The organism is Kineosporia mesophila, from assembly GCF_021129235.1.
GTDB classification, from domain to species: Bacteria; Actinomycetota; Actinomycetes; order Actinomycetales; family Kineosporiaceae; genus Kineosporia; species Kineosporia mesophila.
On sequence record NZ_JAJOMA010000027.1, the window covers coordinates 89,007 to 102,289 of the forward strand.

13 protein-coding genes are annotated in these 13,283 nt (G+C 71.2%); 3 read left to right on the forward strand and 10 right to left on the reverse strand.

Annotated features, from left to right (window positions below; all coding sequences use genetic code 11):
- The first annotated feature begins 67 nt into the window (after nt 1-67).
- Complete coding sequence (locus tag LR393_RS29125) at nt 68-586, forward strand: hypothetical protein (protein ID WP_231488211.1); 519 nt, start codon at nt 68-70, stop codon at nt 584-586.
- Nucleotides 587-665: 79 nt separating this feature from the next.
- Nucleotides 666-1,094 (forward strand): hypothetical protein, encoded by a 429-nt coding sequence (locus LR393_RS29130; protein WP_231488212.1) that lies wholly within the window; start codon nt 666-668, stop codon nt 1,092-1,094.
- Here LR393_RS29130 and LR393_RS29135 read toward each other — a convergent pair.
- The 9 genes from LR393_RS29135 to manD all read right to left on the reverse strand — a co-directional run bounded on the left by LR393_RS29135 (nt 1,091) and on the right by manD (nt 11,131).
- On the reverse strand, nt 1,091-1,981 hold the full coding sequence (locus LR393_RS29135; RefSeq protein ID WP_231488213.1) for a tetratricopeptide repeat protein: 891 nt from the start codon (nt 1,979-1,981) through the stop codon (nt 1,091-1,093). The genes LR393_RS29130 and LR393_RS29135 overlap by 4 nt on opposite strands.
- A 15-nt stretch (nt 1,982-1,996) precedes the next feature.
- Nucleotides 1,997-2,653 carry a response regulator transcription factor gene (locus LR393_RS29140; protein ID WP_231488214.1) on the reverse strand — a complete coding sequence of 219 codons (657 nt, stop codon included), beginning with the start codon at nt 2,651-2,653 and terminating at the stop codon, nt 1,997-1,999.
- The gene (locus tag LR393_RS29145) at nt 2,641-3,873 is read right to left on the reverse strand and encodes a sensor histidine kinase (RefSeq protein WP_345718946.1); all 1,233 of its coding nucleotides are present in this window, start codon (nt 3,871-3,873) and stop codon (nt 2,641-2,643) included. The genes LR393_RS29140 and LR393_RS29145 overlap by 13 nt, the downstream gene beginning before the upstream one ends.
- Nucleotides 3,874-4,104: 231 nt before the next feature.
- Nucleotides 4,105-4,734 (reverse strand): bifunctional 4-hydroxy-2-oxoglutarate aldolase/2-dehydro-3-deoxy-phosphogluconate aldolase, encoded by a 630-nt coding sequence (gene eda / locus LR393_RS29150; protein ID WP_231488216.1) that lies wholly within the window; start codon nt 4,732-4,734, stop codon nt 4,105-4,107.
- Between the two features lie 40 nt (nt 4,735-4,774).
- The gene (locus tag LR393_RS29155; protein ID WP_231488217.1) at nt 4,775-5,758 is read right to left on the reverse strand and encodes a sugar kinase; all 984 of its coding nucleotides are present in this window, start codon (nt 5,756-5,758) and stop codon (nt 4,775-4,777) included.
- A gap of 24 nt (nt 5,759-5,782) precedes the next feature.
- Entirely contained in the window at nt 5,783-6,808 is a 1,026-nt protein-coding gene (locus LR393_RS29160; protein WP_231488218.1) for an L-idonate 5-dehydrogenase, read from the reverse strand.
- Complete coding sequence (locus LR393_RS29165; RefSeq protein ID WP_231488219.1) at nt 6,805-8,172, reverse strand: MFS transporter; 1,368 nt, start codon at nt 8,170-8,172, stop codon at nt 6,805-6,807. Before LR393_RS29165 ends, LR393_RS29160 begins: the two co-directional genes overlap by 4 nt.
- A 203-nt stretch (nt 8,173-8,375) precedes the next feature.
- Nucleotides 8,376-9,905, reverse strand: a complete 1,530-nt coding sequence (locus LR393_RS29170) for a mannitol dehydrogenase family protein (RefSeq protein WP_231488220.1) — start codon at nt 9,903-9,905, stop codon at nt 8,376-8,378.
- A gap of 17 nt (nt 9,906-9,922) precedes the next feature.
- Complete coding sequence (manD, locus tag LR393_RS29175) at nt 9,923-11,131, reverse strand: D-mannonate dehydratase ManD (RefSeq protein WP_231488221.1); 1,209 nt, start codon at nt 11,129-11,131, stop codon at nt 9,923-9,925.
- Between the two features lie 103 nt (nt 11,132-11,234).
- Between manD and LR393_RS29180 the strand changes: the two genes are divergently transcribed.
- A complete protein-coding gene (locus LR393_RS29180; protein ID WP_231488223.1) occupies nt 11,235-11,951 on the forward strand; it encodes a GntR family transcriptional regulator in 717 nt (238 codons plus the stop codon).
- Here the strand turns inward: LR393_RS29180 and LR393_RS29185 are convergent.
- On the reverse strand, nt 11,948-12,412 hold the full coding sequence (locus LR393_RS29185) for an SRPBCC family protein (RefSeq protein ID WP_231488225.1): 465 nt from the start codon (nt 12,410-12,412) through the stop codon (nt 11,948-11,950). The two genes, LR393_RS29180 and LR393_RS29185, sit on opposite strands and share 4 nt — an antisense overlap.
- Nucleotides 12,413-13,283 lie beyond the last annotated feature (871 nt).

Consider the following 13,283-nt stretch of genomic DNA (forward strand, 5'->3'; position numbering starts at 1 on the left):
CTGCGCCTATTTCCGGGCCGTGGATGAATAGTTCCGCCCTAGCCCCGCATCGTCCAGGCTGGGGATCATGAAACCAGAACCGCAGCCCCGGCTCGGCATCGACATCGGCCGGGTCATCATCGACGGATCCGCCCATCCCGACGGCGGTGACACGGCCTTCTTCAGCGGGAACGAGTCGGTCATGCTCGCCACCCCCGAGATGGCCGGAGCCTTCGCCGCGATCGCCCGCCTGACCGAGCTTTTCGAGGGACGGGCCTGGCTCGTCTCCAAGTGCGGCGAGCGCGTGCAGCAACGCAGCCGGCGCTGGCTCGCCGCCCACGACTTCCACGCCCTCACCGGCATCCCGCCCGAGCACCTGCGGTTCTGCCGGGAACGCCGCGACAAGCGACTCCACTGCCTCGAACTGGGCCTGACCCACTTCGTCGACGACCGACCCGACGTGCACGCCGCCATCGCCGACGTCGTGCCCCACCGCTACCTCTTCGGCCCCCAGGGCCCTCGCGTCTCCAGCGACGCGACCCGGGTGGCGGACTGGACCGAGACCGAGGCCGGCATCACCCGGCAACTACGGGGAAGGTCTGCCTGATCACCACAAATCCCCTTGGCCGTGATCATGCAAAACCTCCCCGGAGTTCTAGAACTGTTCGTGGCGTACCGTCCACCTCATGGATGACTGGCCCTCGCGACGACGCGAGGCGTTCGAGGCCCACGACCGGGCCCGGCAGCGGGCCGAGCAGGCTGAGACGCTCCAGGCCCGGCAGATCGTGGCCGGCTTCGTGGCCCGCGCCCGCGCCCTGGACCTGCCCACCGAGCCGCTGCGGGCACGCGCCTACAGCGGCAGCGCCACCTACCGCACCGGGCTGCTCGGCTGGTACCTGCAACCCAGCGGCCCCCTGGCCGTGGACCAGGACGGCGGGTTCTACACCCTCATCACGCCCGCCGGCCTGACCGCCCGGCTGCGCGGGGTCCGCCTGACCCCCGGCGACCCGCCCCTGGCCGTCGGGCGGGGCGCGCGCGACGGCGAGTCCATGTCCCTGCGTGAACTGCTCGACCGGCGCCTGGCCGCCGGCCGCGACTTCCGCCGCTACCCCTAGGAAATCAGCCGGACCGCCCGGGCTTCCAGGTCCCGCGCGGTCTCCTCCTCACCCAGAGCCCGCATCACCGCGGCCAGGTTGCGCAGGTAGGTGTCGATCGTGCCGTGCCCACTGCTCTCGCCCAGCGTGAGCGCCTGCCGGGCCAGGGGCCGGGCGGCGATCGGCAGACCCAGGTGCGCCGACAGCATCACCGCGAGATTGTTCGCGTACGCCGCGGCCTCCGGACGGCGCACCCGGCCCAGACGCTCGGCCCGCTGCGTCGCCTCCGCCAGCGCCTGCCGGGCCCCTTCGCCGTCACCGGTCATCAACCGGGCCCGGGCCAGGTTGCTCGCCACCGCGGCCAGTTCCGGCCCCGCCGACCCCTCCTGCCCGGCGATCGACCGGGCCCGCTCCAGCATCGCCAGACCGGACTCCGGGTCGTCCAGCCGCAGGCGTACCAGACCCAGGTTGTTCATGTGCCGGGCCACCCGCAGGTCTGAGCGCCCCACCGCGGCGACCGTCACCCCCAGCGCCCGCTCCAGCAGGTCGGCGGCCTGGCTCCACTCCCCGACCCGGGTCAGCGCGACCGCCAGATGCCCCAGCTGCGTAGCGGCGTAAGGATGATCGGCACCCACGGACTGTTCCGTCAGCGCCACCGCCCGGGCCGCCAGCGACCGCACCCGGGAACCGTCCTGCCGCAGGAACATGGCGAACGCCACCCCGTTACCGCGCAGGACCACCCGCGGATGCGCGGGCAGACCGGGCTCGTGCACCTCGACCAGCACCCGCGCACTCAGGGGCCGGTCGTCCCCCACGTCCCACACGTCCAGCATCAGCACCGCGACCGCGCGCGGCAGCGTGGACTCACCCCGCTGATGCAGGCGCAGGATCTCAGCCGTGTCTGCCATCCGCCCAGTGAACCATCAGGACGTCCGGTTCTCGTCGAGGTATTTGAGGACGGCGACCACGCGCCGGTCGGTGTGATCGGCCGGGGCCAGGTCGAGCTTGGCGAAGATGCTGCGGATGTGCTTGTGCACCGCGCCTTCCGTCACCACCAGCTTCTCCGCGATCGCGGTGTTGCCGAGCCCTTCGGCCATCAGCGCCAGCACGTCGCGCTCGCGCGGGCTCAGCCGCTCCATCCCGGCATCCGGGCGATGACGTGTCATCAACTGCGCCACCACCTCCGGATCGATCGCCGTACCGCCCCCGGCCACCCGGTTCAGCGCGACCAGGAACTCCTCGACCCGCCCCACCCGCTCCTTCAGCAGATACCCCAGACCGTCGGCCCCACCGGCGAGCAGGTCCGTGGCGAAAGACCTCTCGACATAAGCCGACAGCACCAGTACCGCCAGCCCCGGATGCCGGCGGCGTGCCTCGACCGCGGCCACGATGCCCTCGTCGGTGTGTGTCGGCGGCATCCGGACATCGACGATCGCGACATCCGGCTTCTGCTCCTGCACCGCCTCCAGGAACGGCTCCGGCCCGTCCGCCGTCGCCACCACGTCGAGCCCCTCCGCCCGCAGCAGCGAGGCCAGTCCCTCCCGCAGCAGGGCATCGTCCTCGGCGATCACGATCCGCACGGCAATTCCACCTTCAGCACTGTCGGCCCACCCACGGGACTGTCGATCGTGACGCTGCCGTCGTGCGCCTCGACCCGGCGGCGCATCCCGACCAGACCCGAACCGCCGGCCTCGTCCGCGCCGCCGTGACCGTCGTCCTCGATCTCGACCAGGAGACGCTCGTCACGGCGGCGCAGCCTAACAGCGGCCGCGCCCGCCCCCGAATGCCGCGCCACGTTCGTCAGCGCCTCCGCCACTACGAAATATGCTGTGGCCTCGACGGATGCGGCACACCGGCCGGGCACCTCGACGTCGACCGCGGTCGGCACCCCGCAGTTCGCGGCCAGACCCGACAACGCCCCCGCCAGACCCCGGTCCTCGATCACCGGCGGCAGGATGCTGCGCACCACCCCCCGCAACTCCTTCAGCGCATCCTCGGCGGCGTCCTGCGCCTGCGCGATGACCCGGTCGGCCAGCTCCCGGTCCTGGCGCGCCAGCGCCCGCCGCGCCGTACCCAGCAGCATCGTGACGGCCACCATCCGGTTCTGCGTACCGTCGTGCAGCGAGCGCTCGATCCGCCGCAGCTCCGTCGCGTGCGCGTCGAGGGCATTGGCCCGCGACGAGGTCAGCTCGGCGATCCGCCCGGTCAGGTCGGTCCCCGGCGGCGGAGCCAGCCACCGGCGGCCCGGACGCGCCTGCAACCGGGCCATTCCGGGCGTGAGGCCGAGCAGGATCGCGGTCCAGCCGACACCCATCAGGAACACGACCAGCACCCCGGGCCAGGTGTCCACCGTCCACAAACCGATCGACGCGCTGCCCGTGCGCGGCGGCAGGAACGGGTACCAGAGCGGGAACGAGGCGTCGCGCAACGCCATCAACGGCAACAGGACCCCGATCAGGCCGAGCAGCGAACCCGCCGGGGCATGCACCAGCAACCACCCCAGCTCGCGCCGCGTGGTCGAGTCAGCCAGCGCCGCCCGAAGATTCGTGATGCGCCGAGGCGGGCCGAGCACCGGCTCACCCCAGCGCGAGAGCCGGTCGCGCTCCCGGGAGGCCGCTGCGTGCACCAGGTACAGCACGGCCGGCGCCAGGGGAAGCCCCACTCCCACCAGGCACAACGCGGCCGTGACGACCACCAGGAAGAGGACGGAGGAAGCCACGACTGCGGTGCTCAGACCACTGGCGAGTTGCTCGACCGCCTCCAGCGATTGACGCGAGGCCTGCCGGAACGCCGTCGCCAGGTCCGGTGGCCCGGACTTCTCACGCTGCCGGTCGGTTGCTTCCGTGCGATCCACAGGCAAGACGATATGACGTCGGGCCGACCGGCGGGCACTCTCGACCCGGCCAGTCCTGTCCGACGCTCGTTGGACGTCACTGTTCGAGCGCGCGGCCGGAGACCGGCCTGTCTCCGGCCGACGTCGGCACGACCTCGGCCGCCCAGGTCGACGGCGTAGACCGGCTCCTGCCTCCGGTCAGACCAGGGCAGCTCTCGCTGCCGCGACCGCCTCGGCCGCGAGAGCACTGACCTCGTCCCACCTCTCGCCGTTGACCAGTGACTTCTCGACCATCCAGGAACCACTGACCGCCGGCACGCAGGGCAGCGCCAGGTATTCCCGGAGATTGGCCAGGCCGACGCCACCGGACGGCATGAAGGTGATACCACCGAACGGCGCCGACAGGGCCTTGATCATGGCCGGGCCACCGAGCAGGCCGGCCGGGAAGAACTTGACCTCTTTCAGGCCGAGCGACACCGCCGTCATCAGATCGGTGGAACTCGAGATGCCTGGCAGCGCCGGCACTCCCAGGGCCTGCGCCCGCCGGACCACGTCGGGTGAGATGCCCGGGCTGACCACGAACGTGGCCCCGGCGTCCACCACCTCGTTTACCTGCTCGACCGTCAGCACCGAACCCGCGCCCACCGTCATCCCTTCCAGCGCGCGGAGCCGCCGGATGCCCTCCAGCCCGGCGGCGGTGCGCAGCGTCACCTCCATCACCGCGATCCCCCCGGCCAGCAGGGCCTGACCGAGAGGGACGGCCTGGTCGGCGTCGTCGATCACGACGACGGGGACGACCGGGTGGGCGGCGAGCAACGGGGCGGTCATGACGACGACTCCTCAGAAGTCAGGGGGTTCAGAGCGGAAATTAGCGGACGACGTCGGTGGACGCGTCCAGAGCGTCCAGTTCGGCCCGGGTCGGCAGGGCCTCCCAGTCACCGGGCGCCTGGCACACCGCCCCACCGATGCGGTTGGCGAGAGCCAGACACTGCTGCGGTGAGCCGGACTCGAGCAGGGCGGCCAGGTATCCGCCGACGAACGCGTCCCCCGCGCCGACCGGGTCGGTCGCCACGATCGGCGTGGTCGGGCCGTGGTGCGCGTCTTCGCCCTGGAGGGCAATCGCGCCCAGCGCCCCCAGCTTGAGCACCACCACACCGCCGACCGCCGCGGCGAGCAGCCGGGCCAGTTTCTCGCCCTCCTCGAACGATGCCACCGAACGCGGGTTTTCACCGAGCAGGAGGCACGCCTCCTCCGGGCCGGCGAAGGTCAGGTCGGACCGCCGCGCCAGATCGGCCAGCACCGGTCCGGCCTGTTCGGACGACCACAGCGCCGCCCGGTGATTGACGTCGAAGGAGACGAAGGTGTCGTTGCGCCGGGCGATCTCGACCGCCGCCGGCACAGCCCGGGCCGGGCCGGGGCCCAGGGCCGGGCTGATCCCGGTGACGTGCAGGATCGCGGCCCCGGCGATCGCCTCGGCGTGCCGGTCGACATCGGCGACGTCCAGCCGCGACGCCGCGCTGCCGGCCCGGTAGTACCGTACCCGGGTGGTGCGCCCGGCCCGGCCTTCCTTGACCATCAGCCCGGTCGGGGCGGCGGCGTCCCGACCGGCCAGCACCCTCACGCCCTCGGCCCGGATCTCCCGCACGATCAGCGTGCCGAAGTCGTCGTCGCCGACCCGGCTGATCCAGGTGCTGGGAAAACCCAGCCGGGCCAGGCCGATCGCCACGTTCGACTCGGCGCCCCCGATCCCCAGCTGCATCTGGGCGCCGTCCCGCAGCCGCGGGGCCGAGGGAGGCGTCAGGAGCGCCATCGTCTCGCCGAAGGTGACCACTCCGTTACCCGTCAGAGCCACGTGAAGTTCCGATCGTCGCGGTTGTCAGCCAATGTGCAGCATGACCTTACTGCTACCACTGTCCGGGTCGAGGGCCGCGTGCATCGCCTCGGCCGCCTGCTCGAGCTCGAAGGTGTGGGTGATCAGCGGCGACACGTCGAGCCCGTCGCCCAGGGCCTCGACCGCGTCGGTGATCTCGTCGACGAACCGGTACGAGCCGATCCAGGTGATCTCCCGGGTGACGAGATCACCCAGCACGGTCTGGATCTCGGAACCGGGCAGGTTGCCGACCTGCACCAGGGTGCCGCCGCGCGCGGTGGCCCGCAGCACCGGCCCCAGGGCCCGGGGCGAGCCCGATGCCTCGAAGACGATCTCGGCGTCCGGCGGCAAGGTGCCGCCCGAGGCCACGTTCACGGTCTCGTCGGCGCCCATCCGCCGGGCGATCTCCAGGGCCCGGTCGCTGACGTCGGAGGCGATGACCGTGTCCGCGCCGCAGAACTTGGCGGCGGCCACCACCAGCGACCCGATCGGCCCGGCGCCGTTCACGAGAACGGTCTTGCCGTGCAGTTTCCCGGGCCGCCCGACGGCGTGGAAGGCCACTCCCAGCGGCTCGGCCAGGGCACCGTGCTGCGTGCTGACCCCGTCGGGGAGCACCCGGACCTGGTCGGCCCGGGCGGTGCGGAACCCGCTGAAACCGCCGTCGGTGTGCGGGTCGAACGCCGCCGACCCGAAATACCGGCTCGGCGTGTAGAGATTGGTGCGCCCGGCCAGCCGTTCGGGCATCACTCCGTCGCCCACCAGCGTGGCCGGATGCACCGTGACCGGCTGCCCGACCTCGAGACCCGTGACCCTCGTCCCCAGTTCGACCAGACGACCGGCGATCTCGTGACCCAGCACCAACGGGTGCCGCAGCTGGGCGGTACCCGAGACGCCGTGCCGGTAGTAGGACGTGTCGGAACCGCAGATTCCGCCCCACTCCACGGCGATCAGCACCTCGTCCTCACCCGGTTGCGGGTCGGGCAGCTCGTCGATCCGCAGGTCACCCGGACCGTGCACCACAGCGGCTCTCATACGGCGTCCTCCAGGGCGGACAGGTCACGGTCGGCGACCTCGGGCATCAGGTACGCGGTGACCAGCGCGATGAACGAATAGGCCACGAGCATCGCGGCGATCGGCCACCAGCTGTCGAAGGCGGCGGTCAGGCCGGCCGCGATCACCGGGCCCGCGGCGACGGTGGCGATACCGCCGATCTCCTTGGCCAGACCGACCTGGGTGAACCGGTTGCGACCGCCCAGCAGCTCGGAGATCGTCACGTTCTCCAGCGCGAAAAGACCCAGCACGGACACGTTGTAGCCGAGAATCATGCCGATCACCAGGCCCGGCGTGCTGCCGCCGGTGACCAGGAGCAGCATCGGGAAGGCCAGCACCATCGAGATCGCGCTGATGCCCATGTACATGACCCGGCGACCGAACCGGTCGCTGAGCAGGCCCACCACCGGCACCGTGGCGAAACCGAGCACGGAGCCGACCAGCAGCGAGTCGGTGGCCACGGACTTGTCCAGGCCCAGCGTGGTGCCGATGTAGCCGACCAGGAAGGTCTGCACCAGGCCCGAGTTACCGGCCTGGCCGATCCGCAGGCCCAGCGCCATGAAGAACGCCTTGCCCTTGTTCTGCCGGAGACCGGCCTCCAGCTTGCTCTCGCCGTGCAGCTCCTCCCGCTTCAGCGCGACGCCGTCGACCACGTCGTCCCGGGCCTCGAAGACCGGGCTCTCCTTGACGTTGCGGCGGATCCAGAGGGCCAGGATCAGCAGCACGAAGCTGAGCAGGAACGGGATCCGCCAGCCCCAGCTGCGCAGCTGGTCGTCCGACAGCGTGGCCAGCAGCAGCGCCCAGATCCCGGTCGCGACCAGGGTTCCCGAGTTGGTGCCCAGGGCGATCAGCGAGGAGATCAGGCCCCGGCGGCCCTTCGGCGCGTACTCCACGAGCATCACCGAGGCACCGGCGATCTCGGCGCCGGCCCCGAAGCCCTGCACCAGCCGCAGCACCACCAGCAGGATCGGGGCCAGGATGCCGATCTGACCGTAGGTGGGCAGCGCGCCGATCAGCGTGGTCGACAGACCCATCATCGCGATCGTGATGAACAGGACCCGCTTACGGCCGATCCGGTCGCCCATCCGCCCGAAGTACACGGCTCCCGCGAGCCGGGCCACGTAGCCGACCCCGTACGTCGCCATCGCCGCGATCAGGCCGATCGCGGGGCTGACGTCGGGGAAGAAGATCTCGTTGAAGACGATGGCCGCCGCCAGCGAGTACAGCTGGAAGTCGAGGAACTCCATCGCCGTGCCGAGCCACCCGGACACGGCCGCGCGGGCCAGATCCTGCGTGGACCGCGCGGGTGGCGACGTGTCGCTCACCGCCGAAGCTTCCGTACTCATCGATTGCTCCCTTGCTCATCGACCTTGTGTGGCAGGTGAAATATACAAGCTCTGTACGTCAGAACAAGAGGCCCGGGGAGACCAAAACCCCCTTGTTCGTGATCATGCAAATCCTCCCCGGAGTTCTAGAACTTTGCTCATGAGAGTTCTAGAACTCCGGGGAGCTTCTGCATGATCACGGGGGATGGGGAGCGCCGCGGCCTTCAGCTGGGAATGACGCCTCGGGCCAGGTCGGGCAGCAGGGCTTCGGTGGCGCTCGTCAGAGCCTCGTCGTCGGCCAGGTCGGGGGCACCCAGCACCCTCAGCAGGCGCGCGACCACTCCCCCGGGCGAGCCGGTCCAGCAGTTCATCAGGGCGTCCGCGGCCGGGTCGGGGGTGCCGAAGAGCAGGCCACCGGAGGATGCATCGGGACGGGTCGCACTGGCCCAGGCGGCCAGGGCGAGGATCTGGTGGTCGCCGGGCCGGGACGAGGAGTCGCGCAGCACCTGCACCCATCGCTGGGGCAGCTTGAGCGATCCGTCCGCGCCGATCTGCCGGAGCTCGTGCCGGACGGCGGTATTCGCGAAGCGGGCGACGAGAGCCTCGACGTACTGCGCCGGGTCGGGGCCGCCGGGCGGGAGCGAGGCCGCGACCTCGGCCCCGAACCCGCGCACGAATGTCTCGCCCCAGCCGGTGGCGAGCACGTCACCGATCGTGCGGCAGCCGGCGGCCAGGCCCAGATAGGCCAGGCCGGAATGGCTTCCGTTGAGCAGGCGGAGCTTGGTCAGCTGGAAGGGGACCACGTCGGCCACGAACTGCGCGCCACCGTGCTCCCAGGCGGGCCGGACGGCGCGAAAGGCGTCTTCCAGCACCCACTGGCTGTACGGCTCGCCGCTGACGGCCAGGTCGTCACGCGTCCCGAGCGCGGCCTGCGCCTGGTCAAGATCGTCCGGCGTCGTGGCGGGCACGATGCGGTCCACCACGGTCGAGGGGAAACCCACGTCGCGGCCGAGCCATTCGACGATCCGGGCGCTGTCGGGCCAGTTCGCCGCGGTGACGAAGTCACGCACCACCGTGGCCAGGGCCGGGCCGTTGCCGTCGAGGTTGTCGCAGCTCACCACGTCGATCGGGGCACCGGACGAGCGGAACCGGCCGGCCAGGGCGACGGCCAGAGCGCCCGGCACGGTCCGAACGACTCCCGCGGCCCGGCCCGGCCTGGTGCCACGAGCCCCGGCGGCCGATACCGCCTGACCCGCCGCCTCGAGGTCACTCGCGATCCGGGGATCGGCCAGGTCGAGCGGGCCGCCGCCCGGCACCCGGTGGTAGCCCTTCTCGGTCACGGTCAGGGTCACGGTGGTCACCTCCGGCGAGGCGATGAGCCGGTTCAGCTCCGCCGCGTCGTCGGCCAGGTGCAGCGCACCGACGAGCGATCCGACCACCTTCGGGCTGGCACCCTCCGGCGATCGGGTGGTCACGGAGAACAGGTGATCCTGGGCTCGGGCGCGGGCCACCACGGAGGCGTCGCGCGGGGCGACGGCCACGATCCCGGCGTCCGACCCGGTCGCCGCCGACGCGGCCTCGGTGTAAACGGCCTGATGAGCGCGGTGGAAGGCGCCGAGCCCGACATGCACCAGCCGGGCCCGCAGATCGCGGGGATCGACGGCGGGGCGGCACACCTCGGCCAGCCTTCCCAGCCCGTTCAGACTCAGGTGGGACGACGGCCGGTGCCCACCCCCCGGGGGCTGGGGGACCACCCTGGGATTCTCGCCGTTCACCAGTCGTGCACCGACCCGTCGAGACGACGCGCCACCGGCAGATATCTGGGGTCGTAGGGGTGACGCTCGGCGGCCTTCTCGTCGTACTCGACGCCGAGACCGGGTGCGTCGGAGAGGTTCAGCATGCCCTTCTCGAGCGTGACACCGGTGCGGAAGACCTCCATCGTCTCGGCCACGTGCGGCATGTACTCCTGGATACCGAAGTTCGGCACGGTCAGGTCGACGTGCACGGCGGCGGCGAGACTCACGGGTGACAGGTCGGTGGCGCCGTGCGACCCGGTGCGCACGTGGTAGAGCGCGGCCAGGTCGAAAATCCGCCGCAGGTGCGTGATCCCGCCGGCGTGGGTGACAGTCGTGCGCACGTAGTCGATGAGCTGCTCGGTGATCAGGTCCTTGACGTCCCAGATCGAGTTGAGGATCTCACCGGTCGCGATCGGCGTGGTGGTGTGCTGACGGATCAGCCGGAACGCGTCCTGGTTCTCGGCCGGCGTCGGGTCTTCCATCCAGAACAGGCGCACGTCCTCGACCGCCTTGCCCAAGCGCGCGGCCTCGATCGGGGTGAGCCGATGGTGGACGTCGTGGAGCAGGTGGAACCCGAACCCGAACTTCTCGCGGACCTGGGTCAGGTAGGTGGGGGCGAAGTCGAGGTAGGCCTCGGTCGACCAGGGCTGCTCGTCGGGCAGACTCGTGCTCGCGGGTTCGTAGACCACGCCCTTGCGCACCCCGTAGGAACCGCCGATGCCAGGTACGGCCGTTTGCGCGCGGATGGCCTGATAGCCCAGGTCACGAAAGCGCGCCACGTCGTCGAGCAGCGAGGGCACGTCGGTGCCGGAGGCGTGCGAGTAGACCATCACGCCGTCCCGCGAGCGCCCGCCCAGCAGCTGGTAGACGGGCAGGTTCGCGACCTTTCCCTTGATGTCCCACAGGGCCATGTCCACGGCCGCGATCGCCGTCATGGTGACCGGGCCCCGCCGCCAGTAGGCGCCGCGGTAGAGGTACTGCCAGATGTCTTCGATGCGGGCGGGGTCACGGCCGATGAGCAGGGGGACGAGGTGGTCCTTCAGGTAGCTGGCCACCGCGAGCTCACGACCGTTGAGGGTGGCGTCACCCAGGCCGGTCACGCCGTCCGACGTGGTGATCCTCAGGGTGACGAAGTTCCGTCCCGGGGAGGCGACGAAGACCTCCGCACGTTCGATCGTGCTCATTGACCCATCTCCTTCGGCGGTCACCGTGCGATGCAGCACTAGTATACAAGCACTTGTTCATCAGCAGTGTGCCGCAGAATGGCGGTCCATTACGATGGCCACCATGTCCCCCCGAAAAGCTGGTGGCAGTAGCCGGCAGGCCGTCTACGACTCGCTGCGCCGCCGCATCCTCGGCCTCGAGCTGGCCCCGGGCACCGCGCTGTCGGAGAACGACCTGGCCGCCGAGATGGGGGTGTCGCGCACCCCGGTGCGCGAGAGCATGATCCTGCTGTCGGAAGAGGGTCTGGTGCAGGTCTTCCCGAAGGTGGGCACGTTCGTCTCCCGGGTCGACGCCGGGCGCGTCGCCGACGCCCAGTTCCTGCGTGAGGCCGTGGAACTGAGCGCCCTGGACGACGTACCCGTCTCCCCCGACCCGGACCTCGTCGCCGCCCTGCGCGAGAACCTGGCGCAGCAACAGGTCCCGGACATCGACCGGGAAGAGTTCTTCCGCCTCGACGAGGAGTTCCACCATCACCTGATGAGCCTCAGCGGGCACGGGAACTCCTGGTCCGCCGTGGCTTCCGCCAAAGGACACCTGGACCGGGCCCGCCGCCTCGGCCTCTACGACGCCGCCTCGCCCCGGCCCTTCATCGACCAGCACGCCGACGTGCTCGGGGCGGTGCTGTCGGGCGACACCGAGGCCGCCCGGGCCACGCTGCGCGGCCATCTGCGCGCGGTGTTCGAAGACGTCGAGCGCATCCGCCGCCGCTCCCCCGAGCTCTTCGCCGCCGACCCGCACGCCGTGCCCGTGCGTCGCAGCGTGGCGGTGTGGGGCAACTAGTTCCGGTTGGGAGCCTCGGCCGCCACGGCCAGCCGGCGCAGCGACGACGTCAGGGCCTCTTCGGTGTTGGCGCGGGCCCGCCCGAAGCGCCGTTCGTCGGTCAGCTGCGACCAGTCGTAGGTGTGTGTGACCCGGGTGTTCGCGTCGTCCAGGGGCTCCAGCTCCCAGCGCCACAGATGACCGGGCGCCGTCGAACCGGGTTCGGACGGGTTCCAGGCGATCAGCCTGCCCTCCTCGAACTCCACCACCCGGTTCTCCCGGATCCCACCCCGGGTCAGCGCCATGACGAATACTTCGCCCAGCGCCCGCACCCGCTGACCCGACTCGGCCCGGGCCAGATTGTCGTTGCCGTCCCAGACCGGCTGCAGGCGCGGATCCGCGATCAGCTCGAAGATCCTCCCGGGCGTCGCGGCAATGTCCCGGACGGCCCGCACGACGCGCTCTTCAACCTCACTGGTCATGTCGCCAGTCTGGTGCACGTGGACGGGTTCGGCTCGTTCGCGCCGCGAAAGCCTGTTATCGGGGATGGGGAGGATCCGGGGTGGCGAGCCCCTCCGGGAGCGCCAGGTGTGGCGCAACCTCGGGTTGGCTCGTGTCAGATGCTGCCGGGGCCGGAGATCGGGTTCGGGTAGCTGCGGGGGCCCACCTGGTAGGTGGGGGCGGGGCGTTCGGGGGCCTTGGGCCCGGGGGGCGGTGGCGGTGCGGGGGTTTCCGTCTCATTGCTTGAGGACGAGGCACGCGCCAGTGCTGTCGGTCCCCCCAGCGCGGGTGGCTGGGCCACGCGCGGAATACTGCCCGCCGAACCAACGGCCGGCGGCGGACTGTTCGCTGCGTAAAGCCTTCCGAGGGAACCGCTGGTACCCGGGGCCGAGACCGCCACCGGGCCGGTGCCTCCCGGACCAGGGACAGCACCGGACCCTGGGGTCCCGCCCAGGCCAGGTACCGTCCCGGCACCGGGCATCCCGGAACCGGACACTCCCGCGCCGGGCAACCCAGATCCGGGTGCTCCCGCGCCAGGCAAGCCTGCGCCGGGCAGACCGGCGCCGGGCACTCCCGTGCCGGACATACCCGCGCCCAGCAGTCCACCGCCCGGCATACCTCCGACACCAGGCATGGCTCCAGCCCCAGACGCCGCTCCGACACCCGCACCCGGTATCGTCCCGGCGCCCGGAAGACTTCCGGCGCCCGGACCAGTTGCACCGGGAAGGTTCACGACACCCCCGCCAACGCCGGCTCCAGCGCCCGGTACGGCTCCGGCACCGGGCCTGACTCCAGCCCCAGGGGCCGCGCCCGCTCCCGGAACCGCACCAGCACCCGGAACCACCCCGGCAC